The following is a 16,529-nucleotide window of genomic DNA, read 5'->3' as shown; positions in this document are numbered from 1 at the left end:
GGCCGGCACTCAGCCGGCCAGTTCCGCCTCCAGGTTCTCCACGGTTTCACTGACGTCCAGCCACTCGGCCTCCACATTGTCCAGCTCCCGCTTCAGGCCGGACTGCTGCGCCAGCAACTCTTTCAGCTTCACCTTGGCGCTGTCGTCATAAATGGCTGGGTCGGCCAACTGCTGTTCGACGCCCGCCAGTTCTTGCTGCAGCTGATCCATCCGCGCTTCCAGGTTACCCTGCTTCTTGCGCCATGGGCTCAGTTTCTGGCGCAGCTCGGCTTCCTGACGCTTGCGGGCCTTGCGCTCATCGGCGGTCAGTGCGGTGGCGCCAGCCCTGCTGGCCACCGCCTGTTCGACCACTTCCCGCTTCGGCGGCTCGTCGTCATCTTTCCGGCGTTCCGCCAGCCAGCGCTCGTAGTCTTCCAGGTCACCGTCATATTCCCGCACCGCGCCGTCTGACACCAGCCAGAACTGGTCTACAGTATTGCGCAGCAGATGCCGGTCGTGGGACACCACCACAATGGCTCCGTCGAAGTTCTGCAGGGCCATCGTCAGGGCCTGGCGCATTTCCAGGTCCAGGTGGTTGGTGGGCTCATCCAGCAGCAACAGGTTGGGTTTCTGCCAGGCAATGATCGCCAGCGCCACCCGGGCCTTCTCGCCACCGGAGAAAGATCGGATCGGGCTCAGGGCCTCGTCACCATGGAAATCAAAGCCGCCCAGGAAGTTTCTTACCTGCTGTTCGGAGGCCCTTGGCGCCAGGCGCTGCAGGTGCAGGAACGGGCTGGCGTCCAGGTCCAGCGATTCCAGCTGGTGCTGGGCGAAGTAACCGATGGCCAGGTGTTCGCCACAGGTTCGCTCGCCGGACAGCAGCGTGCCGGTGCCACGCAGTGCATCCATAAAGGTGGACTTGCCGGCGCCGTTCGGGCCCAGCAGGCCGATCCGGGACCCCGGCAACAGGGTGACGTTAATGTTCCGCAGGATCGCGGTATCGCCATGGCCCGCTACGCCGTGTCGAATCGACAACAAGGGGTTCGATACCTTGTCGGCCATGGGGAATTCGAAGCTGAACGGCGAATCTACATGGGCCGGGGCAATCCGTTCCATGCGCTCCAGTGCCTTGACCCGGCTCTGGGCCTGCTTGGCCTTGGTGGCCTTGGCCTTGAACCGGTCAATAAAGCGCTGGATTTCCGCAATCCGCGCCTGCTGGCGCTCGAAGCCTGCCTGCTGCTGGGCCAGCCGTTCGCTGCGCTGAACCTCAAAGGCGGAATAGTTGCCGGTGTAAAGCACCAGTTTTTTCTGGTCGAAATGCACCAGGTGGGTGGCCACCCGATCCATGAAGTCCCGGTCGTGGGAGATAAACAGCAGGGTGCCGGAGTAGCGGCGCAGCCAGTTCTCCAGCCACAGGCAGGCGTCCAGGTCCAGGTGGTTGGTGGGCTCATCCAGCAGCAACAGGTCTGACGGGCGCATCAGCGCCTGGGCCAGGTTCAGCCGGATGCGCCAGCCCCCGGAAAATGCCGATACCGGCCGCTCCGCATCGCTGTCCGCAAAGCCCAGGCCCCGCAACAGGGCTTCTGCCCGCCGTGGAGCAGACCAGGCTTCGTGCAGGTCCAGCTCGCCGTGAGCGTGGGCGATGGCGTGGTCATCGCCCCGGGCTTCGGCCTCGGCCAACTCCCGTTCCAACCGACGCAGTTCGAAATCACCATCCAGGATAAAATCCCGGGCCGAGCGGGCCGAGGCTTCGACTTCCTGCGCCATATGGGCAATCCGGCAACCGCCGGGCAGGGATACGCCACCCTGCTCCGCCGTCAGCTGCCCCAATAACAGCTTGAATAAACTGGATTTACCAGCGCCGTTGGCGCCCACAATGGCCACCCGCTGGCCGGGTTGAACCGTCAGGTTGACGTTTTCTAGCAACCAGACGCCGCCTCGTTGTAAACTGAGATCGGTTATCGTTAACATAGATTTACTTTATCCATGGAATTCTGCCGGAACGCGCCCTGCCATGACCGCTTCCCAGCCTGAACCGCTGCACCTGCCGGTAACAATGGAACCGGATAACCCGCTCTGGCGTTATGCAATGGCCTGTTGGCGAAATCCCGGCCTGGCACAGGGCTGCCTGGCACTTCAGGCGCAGGGCTGGAGCGTTACCCGGATGCTATGCGCCGCCTGGCTGGGCATGAACGGACGCGTGTTCACCGGTATTGAGGACGCTAAGGTAACAGAGTGGCGCGGCCGTGTAACCGGTAGCATCCGGTCGGCGCGAAAATCCATTCCCCGGCACCATGAAGACTGCCGGCAACTGCGGGAGGTCCTCGCCAGCGCGGAGTTGCAGGCGGAACAAACGGAACTGGCCCTGGCCTGGCAGTCCATCACCACACTGAACCCGGAGACCGGCACCATGCAAGACACCACCGCTGCCATCCTGCACAACCTGTCTGCGGCGGCCCCGTCCCGGGCACTGGCGCCGGAACAAATAGCGCAATTGGAAACGCTGGCTGGGCAATTTTCCGAAATCACTGCGGGAGGCCTTCCGCCATGCTCATGAAATGGCTGATCCGGCTAGCCTTCCCGGCCCTGGGCCTGCTGTTGCTGCTGATCTTTTTCGGCCTGGGCGACCCGGAGAAGATGGCCCAGCCCACGGCAGTGAAACAGCCGGAAGAGGTGCCCCGTTTTGAAGGCCTTCTGCCCTCGCCCATTCCGGTGGAAGGCCCGGACATTGTGTTCAAATGGCAGGATACCGAGGGCAACTGGCACTACGCTGACCAGCCGCCGAAGCAGGGGTCGTGGAACGCCCTGGCTATCGACCGGCCGAACTCCTCACCTCGCCAGGGCTTGGGAGCAGATGCCGACAACGACTGGCAATCGCCCTACAGCGCGCCGTTTTCCCTGAATGGCACCACTGGCAGAAACGGGTCCTGACCTTTCCGGACAACTCCCTTACCACATGTTCAGTGGCATACTGGCGACGAACCGTTTACCTTGTCTTTCCTACAAATCCAATAGGGCCTGGCGCCCTGATACACGTGTAAAGGACGGAAATATGAAGAAAACCCTGTTAGCCGTTGCCATGACTGGCCTGGTTGCCGGTTGCTCCAATACCCAGGAAGCGGTCAAGGATCCCACCCTGGAGTCCACCCCGGAAAAGGTCAGCTACGGCATGGGCCTGGTGCTGGGCGAGCGCATGGGCAACGATCTGCCGGACCTGCAGATGGAACAGTTTCTTCAGGGCATCCAGCACGGCCACGCTGGCGATGAAGACGCCAAGCGCTTGACCCGCGAGGAAATCCAGGAAGCCCTGATGGCGTACCAGCAGGACATGCAGGCCCAGCAGGAGCAGCAGATGGAGGAGCTGGCACGGAAGAACCAGGAAGCCGGCGAAGCGTTCCTGGCCGAAAACGCCGGGCGTGACGGCGTAGAAACCACCGAGTCCGGCCTGCAGTACGAAGTGATCGAAGCAGGCGATGGCAGCCAGCCGACCGCCGAAGACCAGGTTCAGGTTCACTACACCGGTGAGCTGATCAATGGCGAAGTTTTCGACAGCTCCCGCGAGCGTGGCCAGCCAGTCACCTTCGGCCTGAACCAGGTCATTCCGGGCTGGACTGAAGGCCTGCAGCTGATGAACGAAGGCGCCCGTTACAAGCTGTACATCCCGTCAGACCTGGCCTACGGCCCGGGCGGCAACCAGGCGATCGGCCCCAACGAGGTGCTGGTGTTTGATGTAGAACTGCTGGCTGTAAATCCCGATCAGGAATAAGCCTGGCCTGAACAGCCAAAAACCGGTCTGATTGCCCAGGCCGGTTTTTTTATTTCACCATGACTCCAGCACCGTACTTCGCTGGACTACGCCTAGGCTCGCTACAGCAAGTTTATCAATAACTTAGGTGAATTCATCATATGCCGGTGCTTTCCGAAACTTGACCCGGCTTCCTTCCGCTTGGCTCCTAACAGGCTCCTGGAAACGGGTCTTTCCAAGGAGTCAGCTATGGCTAAGATCAAACTCACCAAGTCCGCAATCGATGCGGCAAAACCCCAGGCGCAGCCCGTTGAGTTGCGTGACACTCTCGTCCCCGGCTTCCTGTGCAAGATCACGCCTGCCGGACGCAAGGTCTTCATGCTCCAGTACCGGACAAATGCTGGTGAGCGGCGCAAGCCGGCACTGGGCCTGTACGGAGAACTGACGGTCGATCAGGCCCGCTCGTTGGCGCAGAGTTGGTTAGCTGAGGTTCGCCGGGGCGGCGATCCGGGAGCCGCAAAGGCTGAGGCGCGCAACGCACCGACGGTCAAGGAGCTGTGTGCAAAGTTCATGGAGGACTATTCCAGGCATCGTAACAAACCCAGCACCCAGAAAGGCTACCAGGGCAATATCGACCGCAACATCATCCCAATCCTGGGGCGAATGAAAGTCCAGGATGTGAAACGATCTGACGTAGCGGTGATGATGAAGAAGCTGGACTACAAGCCAGGTGAGGCGAACAAGGCGCTGTCAGTCCTGCGCAAGATGTTCAACCTGGCTGAAATTTGGGGCTATCGCCCGGATGGCTCGAACCCGTGCCGACATGTTCCGTTGTATACCGGGAGCAAGACTACCCGCCTCATTACCGACGAAGAAATGGCCAGACTGTTCAAGCATCTTGACCAAATCGAGGTCGAGGGCTTGGTGCCTTATGTCATCCCGTTGGCGATCCGTCTGCAATTCGAGTTCGCTGCCCGCCGCTCTGAAATCGTCCTGCTCGAGTGGGAATGGATTGATCTGGAAAACCGCCGGGTGGTCTGGCCTGACAGCAAGACTGGTGGCATGTCCAAGCCCATGAGCGAGGAAGCCTATCGGCTGCTTTCCACAGCCCCTCGACAGCCCGGTATGCGTTATGTGCTGCCGTCGCCACGCAACCCGCTTACCCACCTGACCTATGGGGAATATTACGGTGGCTGGACTCGGACACTCAAAGCGGCTGGTGTACCGCATGTTGGCACCCACGGTATCCGCCACCGCTCAGCCACCGACATCGCCAACTCGGGTATCCCGGTCAAGGTCGGCATGGTGCTGACCGCACATAAGACGGTGACCATGTTCATGCGCTATATCCACACCGAGGATGATCCGGTGCGTGAGGCGGCCGAGCTGGTGGCGAACCGGCGCAAGACCATCACCGGGGCGCAGCCTGACAAGGGAGCGTCCGTATGAACCGGCCAAGTCTCCTAGAATCTGGACAATCATGCCCGCTACGGGTATATTTTGGGAGTGTTAGTCTATGACGGTTTTTAAGCGAAAGGACTTTGCGCGGTGGCAGGCGAGCGAGAAATTGTCCGATGCGGCCCTGTGCAAAGCTGTCAGGGAAATGGAAAGTGGACTGATTGATACAGACTTGGGTGGCCATCTTTACAAGAAGCGGGTCGCCCGGTCTGGTTCAGGTAAGAGCGGTGGCTACCGCACCTTGTTATCGGCCTGTGTTGGCCACCGCTATATATTCCTGCATGGGTTCCCGAAGAGTGACAAGGCCAACATCACGCGGGACGAGAAAAAAGCACTGCAATATGCTGGCAAGGTATTTCTGGAACTATCGGGTACGGCGTTATTGAAGGCATTACAGGCAGGTGTTCTACTGGAGGTATGTTGTGACAAGCAAAATCATTGAATCTTTGCGCGGTGACTTGGCTGCATTGCACGACGCTGGCGCGATCAACAAAGTAACCATGCGCCAATTCGACGCGATTTGCCCGCCGCCAGTGCGCGAATTCAGTGCCGACGATATTAAACGTTTGCGTGAAGCATTGCACTTCAGCCAACCGGTATTCGCCCACCACCTGCATACCAGCGCTTCGACGGTACGCAAGTGGGAGCAGGGAGAAACCCGTCCCGCTGGCCCGGCGCTCAAACTGCTTAACGTTATTGCCGACAAGGGCTTGCAGGCCATTATTTGATTAAGTAACTCCGGCGGAGAGACAGAGAGTGGCTTCACGCATTGCCCCATTCAGTTCCCAGCACTTGGAGGCGGCCTGCCGCGTTCTTGCTGACACCGCACAGGGGTTGACCGGCACACAAATTGGCCGATTGCTTCAAGAGATTCAGGTAGCCGATCCCTCGCCAGATATGACCAAATGGAAACGGTTGTTCAATGCACTGGCTGAAGCACAGAATCGGCACCAGGTCGGCAACCATCTCATCATGTTCATCAACCGTGCGATGAATCCAGTGAGTTATGCCAGCAATTCTGGAGCATTTGCATGGCGCCGCGATGAACTCAATGTAGTCCTGGCCTTTTCGGGGTTCTACGTGCGTAACGATGGCAAAGTCGCTCATGCTGACAAGGCCAATACACTAGACGAGGCCCGTGCTCGTGCGGGCCGTCTCAGAGTAGCGCTGGAAAGTCGTGCGGTGCATTCAGAGGTTCTGAATTACTGCCGCGCGGAACTCATGGAAGAGAACTATTTTCACGCGGTCTTTGAGGCGACTAAGGGTGTCGCCGAGCGGATTCGTCAACTTTCAGGTCTCGGTGGAGATGGGGCTGACCTGGTCAATAAAGCATTCGGGGGACAGCACCCCGTTCTTGTTTTGAGAGCATTGAGTACTGAGTCGGAAAAGAGCGAGCAAAAGGGCTTTGTAAACCTATTGATCGGTCTGTTTGGGGCGGTACGCAATCCACTCGCACATGCCACCAAAACGCAGTGGCCGATGTCTGAACAAGACGCCCTGGACATCCTGACGTTGGCATCATTGATTCACCGAAAGCTGGATGGTGTCTCTAGGTTTGCTGTTTCGATGTAAGGGGGCACCATGGACGAGGCGATTGTTGTTTTCTCCCGGAAAGGGATCTTCAAGGCCTCTATCGCTGCGCGAGACGTCCGCAGTCGGGAGCATGCGCGAAAGCTGTGGCCTTTGGTTTCCGCTGACGGGTCGCGACAGATGGTCACCTGGGTCAGCCCCTCCTTCAACAATGGAAAACTGCGCCGACGATCCCATTTTAGAGTACTGCCTGCCCAGCACGTCTTTAAGCCTAAAGCGCACTTCGACGATGAAGAAGGCAGCCGGTGGCGCGCTGTGCAGGAGAGCCCCGAACACCGCCGGGCGAAAGAGCTAGTTGCAGAAGAACTCTCCAACCGTCTGAATGCCGGGCTTGCCATGCCTTGGGCATTCAAAGATGAAGATGCATCCGATTATCCGTTAGAGGGCAACCTGTTACTTGGTGCCGATCAAGTGACAATTGAGCACTCCCTTGAAACACCGTTTGGCAGTCAGTTTAGGCTCGATGTGGCCGTGCTTGGCCCGCCAGTCCAGGCTGAGCCGATGGTACTTGGCGGGGTTGAAATCGAACTCGGCCACGCTTTCGACGGACGCAAAGCGCTGATCGGAAAGTCGCTCGGATTCCCACTCATCTCCATCGATATAACCGAAATGACACTGGCCGAACTGACTCCAGAATGGGCGCAACGTGTGTTGACAGCAACCACGCGTAGCCATGAACAAGGGCGTCGGCAGACCTACATCTATCTCCATGACTTGTTGTATCCCCTCTATGCTCAATTGCCGGCGTTTCTTGATAACGAGCAACGCCATCAGTTTCTGGTATTTGCCGATGATGAAACGCTAAACAAGCTGGTGCGCTGGATGAATCTGTTGGCCGACAAGCTGGAGTATCCAAAGGGAATGGTTGCTGTCGCATTAGTCAACGGCAAGAACGACCAGGCTCGCAAGATGCTGGAGCGTGCCGGGCAAGTTGTTGGGCCCGATTGGCAAGAATTCAATGATCAGAAATGTCTTCGTTTGACCCTTCCTCGCTCAAAGGGGCCGACCGATCTTCAAGCGCACCGTTTCCACATGACCATGGCGCGAGTCCTGCTATCACACACCGATGCGTTGGTTGGCTATAAGTATTGCAACGGCGTGGACAACAATCACCCTGAAGATGATGTGTGGGTTGCAAAGCGCTGGATTGCAGATGAAAAAAGGTTCTCAGAGCACCGTGTATTACCAAAGCGATTGGCTGAGCCAGTCAATCGCCTAATCGCTGTCGTTTCGGATCTTAGACATAATCATTCCATAGCCCATCTGGAGGAATGAGCAAGGTATTGAGTTGTATCGGCTGACGTTCGTTGGTGATTGACGGGCGTGTAATCTACACAACAACAGCGCAGACTACTTCATCTAAAACTGTCCTCCCGGTGTTTCTCCGTCGGGCTCGCGGGCTGCGCCCCGCGCCTCATACTGAGTCACAGCCATCTGGCTTTGATCCCTGAGTGTCTTCGGCCCATAGGCCTGCGCGCTCCGCTTGCCAAAAGCGAGTGGGTGCAGTGGGCGGGGTGTGGGCGGTCTTGCTGTTTCCCTTCACCGTACCACGGCGTGCTCGCCGTCAAGGGCGGCGCGTGCTCCGCGTGCTTGCGTCCTGCGGCCGTGGGTCACCCCTGACAGCTTGCGCTGCGCCGTGCTGGCGCCGGTTCCGGGCAATTCCGCCCGAGCAACCGGAGCACGATCATGACTCAACTGTCCTTTTCCTCATTCGATTCTTCTCTGCTGGTACGTGACGCGCAGGGGCGCTACCTGCCGGCGTCGCCAGATCAAATTCTTGATGCGGCACGCCATGTCATCGACCAGAAACTCCAGCGGGGGATGTCTTTCACCTCACCAGCACTAGTCAAGGAGTACCTGTGTGCCAAGCTGGCAGGCTTCGAGCACGAAGTCTTTGCAGTACTGTTTCTCGATTCGCAGCATCGACTGATCGACTACACTGAGATGTTCCGGGGCACCATTGACGGTGCATCGGTGTATCCGCGCGAAGTCGTCAAGGAAGCGTTGCGGCTCAATGCGGCGGCGGTAATTTTTTCGCACAATCATCCCAGTGGGAATCCCGAGCCGAGCCGTGCCGATGAAGCCATCACCAAACGCCTCAAAGAGGCGCTGGCACTGGTGGACGTGCGCACACTGGATCACGTCATTGTCGCCGGTAGCGACACCACGTCCTTTGCAGAGCGCGGACTGATCTGATCCTGGGGGCTTCGGCCCCTTTTTTCTTAAACAGCTATTCTGAGAGTGGTCTAGGCTGCTCATCTTCTAATGGATCAGCACTCTCAGTCTCTTTTTCATTTCCAGACTTGTCTGTCTGCGTTGAGTTGTCGGTGGCCTCAGTGGGCGCTCCGGATTGTTGTGTGACATCTTCAATTTCTAGGGTTGATTTAGTGCCTGTTGCACTGGGAGGTGGAGTCTGAAAGCTTTCTATGTTTGTTTCGAGTGGCTTTTCTACAGAGTGAAAAAGCGGGATAAGAACAAAGGAAGCCAAAAATATAATTGAGGCATAAATCATGCCTTTATAAGTAAATTTGGCGGTCTTCTTGTATAGCCGGACGGCATCTAATACAGGGCGTAATGCCAACTCTCTGTAATCGGATCGGGTCAATGCAGTATGAACATTTTTGTGCCAACGCCTCATGTTTCGCAGCTCATTCACTAATGACTTCGTGCTGACATGGCGTTGGAGAGTTATGCTAGCCCAAGTGATTGCGAGAACAACGAGGCAAAAAATGATTCCCACCGCCGGCCAAGTACTTTTTTGTGATGTTAATAATGTCAGCCGAACGCCTAGTCCGGTTGCTAATGCCGCAAGACCAACGACAAAGCCAGTCGATAGCCGATGAACGCGTTCTACGATACGTGAAACATCTTCTCCGACGGCTTTCCGAAGGTCAGCCATTGCCTTCACCGTCTCCGCTGACTTGGATCTTACATAAGCGCGATGATCAAGCCGCGCTCCATCAAGCGCTTCTTTCAGTGCTTCAGGCAATACGGCTAGCCAGTCGGTATTGGTGTCCGAATCCCTAACAATTGCGGAAAGGCGTCGCACGAGAACTTCATGGCGTGCTTCGGTATCTTGCTTTACAAGTAACCATTCAGATACTTGGCAGACTTTCTCATAAGCATTGTTATCCTCGAATTCACTCCCAAGTACAAATGTACGCTTTCTTGCCCCATTAAGAGATATTTTTGTCTTATCTTCTTCCCAGACATCTGAAACAAAAAGAGTGGCTAGCTTCCTGGTTGCCTTGCTTCTCCAGATCTCCCACGGTTCGCCACTTCCTTTGTCGCCCAATAGTATCCAGCGATATGGATCAGCAGGAACAGTGATACCAGTTAGATCTCGTACGATGCCTTTTCTCGGGTCAATCGCATCTGGGCTCGGATCAAAATAAGGCAAACTAGGCAAAGGGATGCCATCCCAAGGCAAAACGGAAAACCCTCGGGTTTTGAATTCAGTAAATGAGCCCAGTACCAATAGCTCTCTGGATAGAGTTAACGACTTATCATCAAGAGCTGATGAAAACCCTGCTAACGTAGCAAAGAAAACCCTGCCGCCTACCGGCTTCTTTACGACAAGGGTAACATCCTCGTTCGTGATGGAATCTATGGAAATCTCTGAAAATTCACCATCGCGAATTGAAACCGACCACTCATCAGACATCTCTTTCAAGAAGTCGTCGTACGCCAGTTTAAACGAATCTGATTGTTCTGGAGAAACTCGGCCGGAAATATCGAGTTGCCCAATGGTTTCTCGAATATTTGGGTGCTCTCCTAACCCATCAATCAGGGATTCTAGGCATTTTTTCGAGTTCATCATCCCGTTCCAGACCGGTGGACCGTATCGTTATTTCAATACCGCCATTCTCCTCATCTTTTATTTCTACGTTTTTGTTCTCTTCATGCCCTGCACTGAACAAAAGTGTAATACCTTCGTTCGTGACTACACGACGGTACTCGGCCGCAGGCGGTGTGGCTCCCTCGAATTTGAATGCCTCTGTACTTATATTCTTATTGGCGAGTTTGCTCTTAAAGGTTTTCAGGATTTTTGCCTCAGGGTCGACTCCCTGCAATACAGCACTCAAAAACTCTTCGGGCTTTTCAAAGTCAAAACCGTCGAGTCTTGAGATCGCTGTCCGTACAAAGCGCTTAGGGGCTTTGGCAACTTCGGGTGGAACTTCACTTTTGTTTGCTTTTATAGATTCGACAGCGGCATCTTCAAGACGTTTAGTCAGTTCGATAGGCTCAAGCGTACGTTTAATATCCAGGAAGTTGGCAAAATGCTGGGTTGCGTCTCGGTAGCGGCCGGATGAATGGTCAATGACAACGACTGATGATTGAGGCGTCTTATGCTTGGTGGATTTTCTATAATCTTGGAATCGAATGACCGCAGATTTCTGCATGGCCTTGCGATCTTTGGTAAATGTTTCCACAAGCGTCTGGAGATCAGGAACAGGATTTCCATCGGCGTCTAAAACTGGCGTACCGTTCTCATCTTTAATGTAGGAGTAAGAGACTACTTGCTGGTGCTCATACTTGATAACTGCGACCAGTTGAACGTTGCCTGTCGTTTTAAGTGCGAAGAGCATTAATACGCCTGGAGCAAGACGCTTGTCCTGTTTGACTTTGTCTTTGAACCGGTCTGCGAGATCATGGGAGACCTGAATAAAATCATCGTCCCCGTCAGAGGTTGGTAGAGCTCGATAGAGAAGATCGGGAACACCTGCACCTGGAAGAAATTCGTACGCGGCCCCACGAAGGGTTTCTTTTACGCGTTCAACAAAAAAATCGACGCATTGAGGCGGTTTCACTTCTGCTAGAAAAGTGGGTGATTCCAACGCAGGATCGACAACGTGGAAAATCATTCGCTCAATGGTAAGGTTTTCAATCTCGGTCTCGTTGAGAAAGCTCATCGACGCTCCATTTTTATCCAGTCTAAGAGCAAGCCGTATATAAACTTGGTTTCAGACCGCTGTTATTCCTTTTGAGGACGGTTACGCAGGAAGCGTAGGGATTGATACTTCACAACCCCTTGGATTTTCAACCCACCCCTTTGTTTAACTTCCCAATTTACCAGAAATTCATAACATTTGGACACACTTTCACGTCTTCGCTTCGCGAACCGCGCTGCTCCAGGTTCGCTATCCGCTCATCCCTGACGGGACTAGCTGGTGCCAGCCTTTTACATCCCTGACGCCTACGGCCCGGCTTCCAGTTTCGGGCCTGCGCGCTTCGCTTGCGTGCGGTCGGCACATTGAGGCGGCCGTTGCCTGTCCAGCCATCTCTCCTGATTCCATCACCTTTTCCGCGACTGTAGCCCGCGTCCGTGTGCCATCAAGGCGCGCCGGGCCGTGTCCTCGGCTGCGCCTGCGGGCCGCACCATCCCAACGCTTATCTCCTTGACGGCTCCCGTCCGCGCGCTCCTGACCGTCGCGGGCGATGAACTCAGGAAAGACGGTGGCAACGAGACCAACCGGGTTCTTCGTGCCAACCACACCGAACAGCCGAAAGGCTGGGCTCCGAATCTAGGAATCCGGTGCGCGGTGTGACCAACAACCCATTTTGTCAGGAGTACAGACCATGCTTGCATCCCGTTTCGCTTCCCGTTCCCCGGTACTGCGCAGCGATTCCCCGCTGTCCGATGACCAGATTCAACGTGTGGCCCCGTCCATTTTCGCGGACGCCCCGCATGAGAGCCGTTCACAGCGGTATGCCTATATCCCCACCGCCGCCGTGTTGACAGAACTGCGCAAGGAAGGCTTTCAGCCCTTCATGGTGGCGCAGACCCGCACGCGCCACGAAGACCGGCGCGACTACACCAAACACATGATTCGCTTGCGCCACGCCAGCCAGATCAACGGTGCGGAAGCCAATGAAATCATTTTGCTGAACTCCCACGACGGCACCAGCAGTTACCAGATGCTGGCCGGAATGTTCCGGTTCGTCTGCGCCAACGGACTGGTGTGCGGCGATACCGTGGCCGATGTGCGTGTACCGCACAAAGGTGACGTGGCCGGACAAGTCATTGAAGGCGCCTACGAGGTGCTGAGTGGCTTCGAGCGAGTGCAGGAATCCCGCGACGCCATGCGTGCCGTGACGCTGGATGACAGCGAGGCCGAAGTCTTTGCCCGTTCCGCGCTGGCGCTGAAGTACGACCCCACGGACAACAAACCCGCACCTATCACCGAATCGCAAATCCTGATGCCGCGCCGGTTCGATGACCGCCGCCCCGACCTGTGGAGCGTGTTCAACCGCACCCAGGAGAACCTGACCAAAGGCGGCCTGTCCGGGCGAAGCGCCAACGGACGCCGCCAGCGCACCCGCGCCGTGCAGGGCATTGATTCCGATGTACGCCTGAACCGCGCCCTGTGGTTGCTGGCCGATGGTCTGCGCCAGTTGAAAGCCTGAACCCTCACGCGGCAGGGGCAGGCAGCAGCCCTTGCCGCATCTTTTGCTGCTGCATCTCTGAACCGACAGGAGCTATTCCCATGAATACCATGACCCAACCCGAAACCCTCGACGCCACAGCACAGGACAACACGGCTTTGATGCAAGACCTGATGCGTGTGCCGCTGTCGCAACTTCGACCCTCGCGCCGCAACGTGCGCAAAACCACTGGCCAGTCCATTGAGGCGCTGGCTGCCAGCATCCAGCGCGTTGGCTTACTGCAAAACCTGACCGTGATACAGGCCCGTGATGGCGAGCATTACGATGTGGTGGCCGGTAGCCGTCGTCTTGCCGCCCTCAAGCGGCTGGCGAAGAAACGGCGCATTCCCAAGGATTGGGCAGTGCCTTGCCTGCTGGTAAGTGATGGCAGCGCCCGCACTGTGAGCCTGACCGAAAACGTACAGCGGGAGGCCATGCACCCGGCAGACCAGTTTGAAGCCTTCGCGGCACTGGTGGCCGAAGGACGGCCTATTGAGGACATTGCAGCGGATTTTTCCGTAACGCCGCTGGTGGTGCAGCGCCGCTTGAAACTGGCGAACGTCTCCCCGCGCCTGATGGCCGACTATCGAGCCGATGCGGTGAGCCTCGACCAGTTGATGGCCCTTGCTATCACCGACGACCACGCGGCGCAGGAGAGTGCGTTCTACGATGCGCCGGAATGGCAGCGCAGCCCGCATAGCCTGCGCGAACGCTTAACCGCGCGCGAGATTGAAGCCCACCGGCATCCGCTGGTACGTTTTGTCGGACTGGATGGCTACGAGACTGCTGGCGGTGGTGTCCGCCGTGACCTGTTCGCGGAGGATGACGAAGGCGTGTATCTGACCGATGCCCCATTGCTGGAACGGTTGGCACAGGACAAGCTGGCCGAACTTGCCGCCGAGGTGAAGGCGGAAGGCTGGGGATGGGTCGATGCCACACCCGCCATGACCCACGCCGATTTACACGCCTTTCACCGTGCTCCCAGAGAGCGCCGCCGCCCGACTAAACGCGAAGCCGAGCGTATCGCAAAGCTGCAAACCAAAATGCAGGCCATTGATGACGCTGTGGATAGCGCGCTGGACGCCGATGACGCGGAAAAAGCCGATGCGCTGCAAGTCGAGGGAGAGCGGCTGGGCGAGCAATTGCAGGCGCTGGAATATCGCTTGCAGGACTACGACCCGAACGTGAAGGCTGCCGCCGGTGCCATTGTCACCATTGATCGCAATGGCGAGGCTGTCATTCATCGCGGCTTGATGCGCGAGGCCGAGGCCAAGGCGCTGCGCACGCTGGAACGGTTGCGGGAGGGACTGGGTAGCGAGGATGCCGAGAGCGATAATGAAGGCGACACGACAGACGAGGCACAAGCCCCGGTCATATCCGACCGGCTGGCGCAGCGGTTGAGCGCGCATCGCACCGCAGCGCTGCAAATCGAAGTGGCCCGGCATCCGCCAACCGCGCTGGCCGCCGTGGTGCATGGCATGGTGCAGACCGTCTTGCAGGAAGGCCATTACGGGAACGATCTGCCGTTAGGCGTGAGCCTCAAAGTGCAAGACCGGTTGGAAGGCATGGCCCCAGACTGGCCGGAATCACCCGCCGCTGTGGCACTGCGCGAATTGCAGCAAGTCGCGGGTGAAGCGCTGCCGGAGGACAGCGCCGAACTGTTCACCGCGCTGCTGGCGAAGTCGCAGGATGAACTGGTGCGGCTGCTGGCCGTGTGCGTGGCTTCCACGGTGGACGTGGTGACGCTCCGCGCTACGCAGCACCAGCCCGGCGCGGAACTGGCGCAGGCCGTCGGCCTCGGCATGGCCGCATGGTGGCAGCCAACTGCCGAAGGTTACTTCAAGCACGTTCCGAAGGCAGCGATTTTGAAAACCGTGGGCGAGTACGCGCCGGAGCACGTCACCCGGCTGGCGAAGTTGAAGAAGGCCGACATTGCCAGCGAAGCGGAACGACTGGTCGAAGGCACCGGCTGGATGCCCGCCCTGTTCGCAGTCGAAGGCTGCTCCACGCAGGACGGCAAGTCGGAAGCAGCGCAGGACGCCGACGTGGAGGCCGACAGCGAAGCGGCAGACGCACTGGAGGCATGAGATAGCTGCATTCGGCACGACCCCGGCGCAGCCCGCGCCGGGCTTTTTACTGCCTTCAAAACCGTCGCGCCGCCGCCTTCGGTCAGGCGGCGGCGCGATGACGCACAAGTGACCTTGTGCGGGAACATCTCAACCAGGCGTTGCAGTCAGCGACTGCCCTCTGGAATGCCAGCCCAGGGGCTGGCCTGCTTTATCTTCTTTGTGCGGCAGCAGATATGCCTTATCATGAGCAGACAGCCGCGTCACGCTGAACCTGCTGCCGGGTTAAACGACGTTTCTTCCTCACTTTTTTAGTTGACCGTGCCTATTCCCGGTCGATGCGTAATCGGCAGACATCGACCTTGCAAGAGGAATCTGGCATGTCTGACTCTACGTTTTTTGTTTCCAAGTCCGCTGTGCGCGCGCTCAAGCAGAGTGCACAACGGCATGTTCGTGGTGTTTCTTCTTCCCACCTGAGTGAAGGGGTTGCGGCAGCTTTGGGTTTCAAGACCCACGCTGCGCTGCGAGCCGCGCTTGAAGGTCGTGCAACCGCCGAGACCCAGAAGCCCAGCAATGCCAGGCTAGTGCAGCGTCTGCGCCAGCTAGGTTATGCCTCGGTGCCTGATGACCTCCGATTGTTGCCGGAGTTCGAGCACTCTTATTCCCCTTTCCAGAACTTTCCGCTCAGGAAAGGACGCAGTGTGCGTTGGCGTGCATGGCGCAACCTGCTAGTAGCGGCGATCAATGCAGGTCTCGAACAGCGCTTGTTTGGGCTTTCACCAGGTGAGAACTGGTGGCCTGGCGGTGCGCCGGAAAGCCATGAGTGTGAACGCAGCACTTACCGCTTTATGGTTGATGGAGAGATAGCAGCAATTGCCAATGTGAACGCTATCAGCGGAGACGAGCTTTCCATCAGTGTCATTCTCAATCCCCGTAAAGCTGATATCCAACCAGAATGGTACTGCGGCCTGACTGACGGTGATGCGGTGGCGCATTGCTGGCTGGAGCGGCGTTTGGGTGCGTGGATTCAAGACGGTGGTGAGACCTTCCGGTGCAAGCGTGTCATGCAGTCACGGCTGGCAGATCTGACGATTGAGCCGAATGGTTATTCGGATCAAGGCAGTTTCTTCATGTAGTGACCTGTTGCTGTAGGGGCGCATTCCCAAAATAAGGTGTGTCGGCGCGATGCGCCGTCGGGCTTTCGGGCTTGCGCCCCATGCCAGCAAGCTGTCACGGCCATTCGGCGTAACCGTCCGGTAAACCCA

The 16,529-nt window shown here is 57.3% G+C and carries 15 protein-coding genes; 12 read left to right on the top strand and 3 right to left on the bottom strand.

Features of this window, described 5'->3' with window-relative positions:
- Positions 1-9 precede the first annotated feature (9 nt).
- Positions 10-1,950, bottom strand: coding sequence for an ATP-binding cassette domain-containing protein (locus Q668_RS00070; RefSeq protein ID WP_052009644.1), 1,941 nt, complete (start codon positions 1,948-1,950; stop codon positions 10-12).
- A 43-nt stretch (positions 1,951-1,993) separates the two neighbouring features.
- Between Q668_RS00070 and Q668_RS00065 the strand changes: the two genes are divergently transcribed.
- The 9 genes from Q668_RS00065 to radC all read left to right on the top strand — a co-directional run bounded on the left by Q668_RS00065 (position 1,994) and on the right by radC (position 8,968).
- Positions 1,994-2,536, top strand: coding sequence for a DUF2390 domain-containing protein (locus Q668_RS00065; protein ID WP_022987530.1), 543 nt, complete (start codon positions 1,994-1,996; stop codon positions 2,534-2,536).
- Complete coding sequence (locus Q668_RS00060) at positions 2,527-2,910, top strand: hypothetical protein (protein ID WP_036218623.1); 384 nt, start codon at positions 2,527-2,529, stop codon at positions 2,908-2,910. Before Q668_RS00065 ends, Q668_RS00060 begins: the two co-directional genes overlap by 10 nt.
- A 121-nt stretch (positions 2,911-3,031) precedes the next feature.
- Complete coding sequence (locus Q668_RS00055; RefSeq protein ID WP_022987528.1) at positions 3,032-3,745, top strand: FKBP-type peptidyl-prolyl cis-trans isomerase; 714 nt, start codon at positions 3,032-3,034, stop codon at positions 3,743-3,745.
- Between the two features lie 228 nt (positions 3,746-3,973).
- Positions 3,974-5,173, top strand: coding sequence for a tyrosine-type recombinase/integrase (locus Q668_RS00050; protein ID WP_022987527.1), 1,200 nt, complete (start codon positions 3,974-3,976; stop codon positions 5,171-5,173).
- Positions 5,174-5,240: 67 nt separating this feature from the next.
- Positions 5,241-5,624, top strand: a complete 384-nt coding sequence (locus Q668_RS00045; protein ID WP_022987526.1) for a type II toxin-antitoxin system RelE/ParE family toxin — start codon at positions 5,241-5,243, stop codon at positions 5,622-5,624.
- Positions 5,605-5,910: a helix-turn-helix domain-containing protein gene (locus Q668_RS00040; RefSeq protein WP_022987525.1), complete on the top strand. Its 306-nt coding sequence runs from the start codon at positions 5,605-5,607 to the stop codon at positions 5,908-5,910. The genes Q668_RS00045 and Q668_RS00040 overlap by 20 nt, the downstream gene beginning before the upstream one ends.
- A 28-nt stretch (positions 5,911-5,938) precedes the next feature.
- A complete protein-coding gene (locus Q668_RS00035) occupies positions 5,939-6,754 on the top strand; it encodes a TIGR02391 family protein (protein WP_022987524.1) in 816 nt (271 codons plus the stop codon).
- 9 nt (positions 6,755-6,763) lie between these two features.
- On the top strand, positions 6,764-8,047 hold the full coding sequence (locus tag Q668_RS00030) for a hypothetical protein (RefSeq protein WP_022987523.1): 1,284 nt from the start codon (positions 6,764-6,766) through the stop codon (positions 8,045-8,047).
- Between the two features lie 411 nt (positions 8,048-8,458).
- Positions 8,459-8,968 carry a RadC family protein gene (gene radC, locus Q668_RS00025; RefSeq protein ID WP_022987522.1) on the top strand — a complete coding sequence of 170 codons (510 nt, stop codon included), beginning with the start codon at positions 8,459-8,461 and terminating at the stop codon, positions 8,966-8,968.
- Between the two features lie 34 nt (positions 8,969-9,002).
- Here the strand turns inward: radC and Q668_RS16650 are convergent, their stop codons facing one another.
- Together Q668_RS16650 and Q668_RS00020 are read right to left on the bottom strand one after the other, a co-directional pair.
- Positions 9,003-10,592, bottom strand: coding sequence for a hypothetical protein (locus Q668_RS16650; protein WP_227498240.1), 1,590 nt, complete (start codon positions 10,590-10,592; stop codon positions 9,003-9,005).
- On the bottom strand, positions 10,555-11,685 hold the full coding sequence (locus Q668_RS00020; RefSeq protein ID WP_022987520.1) for a nucleoid-associated protein: 1,131 nt from the start codon (positions 11,683-11,685) through the stop codon (positions 10,555-10,557). The genes Q668_RS16650 and Q668_RS00020 overlap by 38 nt, the downstream gene beginning before the upstream one ends.
- 667 nt (positions 11,686-12,352) lie before the next feature.
- On the opposite strand from Q668_RS00020, the gene Q668_RS00015 reads away from it, so the two are divergent.
- The 3 genes from Q668_RS00015 to Q668_RS00005 all read left to right on the top strand — a co-directional run bounded on the left by Q668_RS00015 (position 12,353) and on the right by Q668_RS00005 (position 16,400).
- Positions 12,353-13,180: a DUF932 domain-containing protein gene (locus Q668_RS00015; RefSeq protein ID WP_022987519.1), complete on the top strand. Its 828-nt coding sequence runs from the start codon at positions 12,353-12,355 to the stop codon at positions 13,178-13,180.
- Between the two features lie 80 nt (positions 13,181-13,260).
- Positions 13,261-15,285: a ParB/RepB/Spo0J family partition protein gene (locus tag Q668_RS00010; RefSeq protein ID WP_022987518.1), complete on the top strand. Its 2,025-nt coding sequence runs from the start codon at positions 13,261-13,263 to the stop codon at positions 15,283-15,285.
- 359 nt (positions 15,286-15,644) lie between these two features.
- Positions 15,645-16,400 (top strand): hypothetical protein, encoded by a 756-nt coding sequence (locus Q668_RS00005; protein WP_022987517.1) that lies wholly within the window; start codon positions 15,645-15,647, stop codon positions 16,398-16,400.
- Positions 16,401-16,529 lie beyond the last annotated feature (129 nt).

Source organism: Marinobacter sp. ES-1, from assembly GCF_000475255.1.
GTDB lineage: Bacteria > Pseudomonadota > Gammaproteobacteria > Pseudomonadales > Oleiphilaceae > Marinobacter > Marinobacter vinifirmus.
This window is presented reverse-complemented; position numbering and strand designations above follow the sequence as displayed.

What these genes read in the sequence shown, in the direction of transcription:
- Q668_RS00020 (WP_022987520.1), bottom strand. Translation starts at nt 11,685, where the DNA reads ATGAGCTTTCTCAACGAGACCGAGATTGAAAACCTTACCATTGAGCGA.
- Q668_RS00065 (WP_022987530.1), top strand. Translation starts at nt 1,994, where the DNA reads ATGACCGCTTCCCAGCCTGAACCGCTGCACCTGCCGGTAACAATGGAA.
- Q668_RS00005 (WP_022987517.1), top strand. Translation starts at nt 15,645, where the DNA reads ATGTCTGACTCTACGTTTTTTGTTTCCAAGTCCGCTGTGCGCGCGCTC.
- Q668_RS16650 (WP_227498240.1), bottom strand. Translation starts at nt 10,592, where the DNA reads ATGATGAACTCGAAAAAATGCCTAGAATCCCTGATTGATGGGTTAGGA.
- Q668_RS00060 (WP_036218623.1), top strand. Translation starts at nt 2,527, where the DNA reads ATGCTCATGAAATGGCTGATCCGGCTAGCCTTCCCGGCCCTGGGCCTG.
- Q668_RS00030 (WP_022987523.1), top strand. Translation starts at nt 6,764, where the DNA reads ATGGACGAGGCGATTGTTGTTTTCTCCCGGAAAGGGATCTTCAAGGCC.
- Q668_RS00055 (WP_022987528.1), top strand. Translation starts at nt 3,032, where the DNA reads ATGAAGAAAACCCTGTTAGCCGTTGCCATGACTGGCCTGGTTGCCGGT.
- Q668_RS00010 (WP_022987518.1), top strand. Translation starts at nt 13,261, where the DNA reads ATGAATACCATGACCCAACCCGAAACCCTCGACGCCACAGCACAGGAC.
- Q668_RS00045 (WP_022987526.1), top strand. Translation starts at nt 5,241, where the DNA reads ATGACGGTTTTTAAGCGAAAGGACTTTGCGCGGTGGCAGGCGAGCGAG.
- Q668_RS00050 (WP_022987527.1), top strand. Translation starts at nt 3,974, where the DNA reads ATGGCTAAGATCAAACTCACCAAGTCCGCAATCGATGCGGCAAAACCC.
- Q668_RS00070 (WP_052009644.1), bottom strand. Translation starts at nt 1,950, where the DNA reads ATGTTAACGATAACCGATCTCAGTTTACAACGAGGCGGCGTCTGGTTG.
- Q668_RS00015 (WP_022987519.1), top strand. Translation starts at nt 12,353, where the DNA reads ATGCTTGCATCCCGTTTCGCTTCCCGTTCCCCGGTACTGCGCAGCGAT.
- radC (WP_022987522.1), top strand. Translation starts at nt 8,459, where the DNA reads ATGACTCAACTGTCCTTTTCCTCATTCGATTCTTCTCTGCTGGTACGT.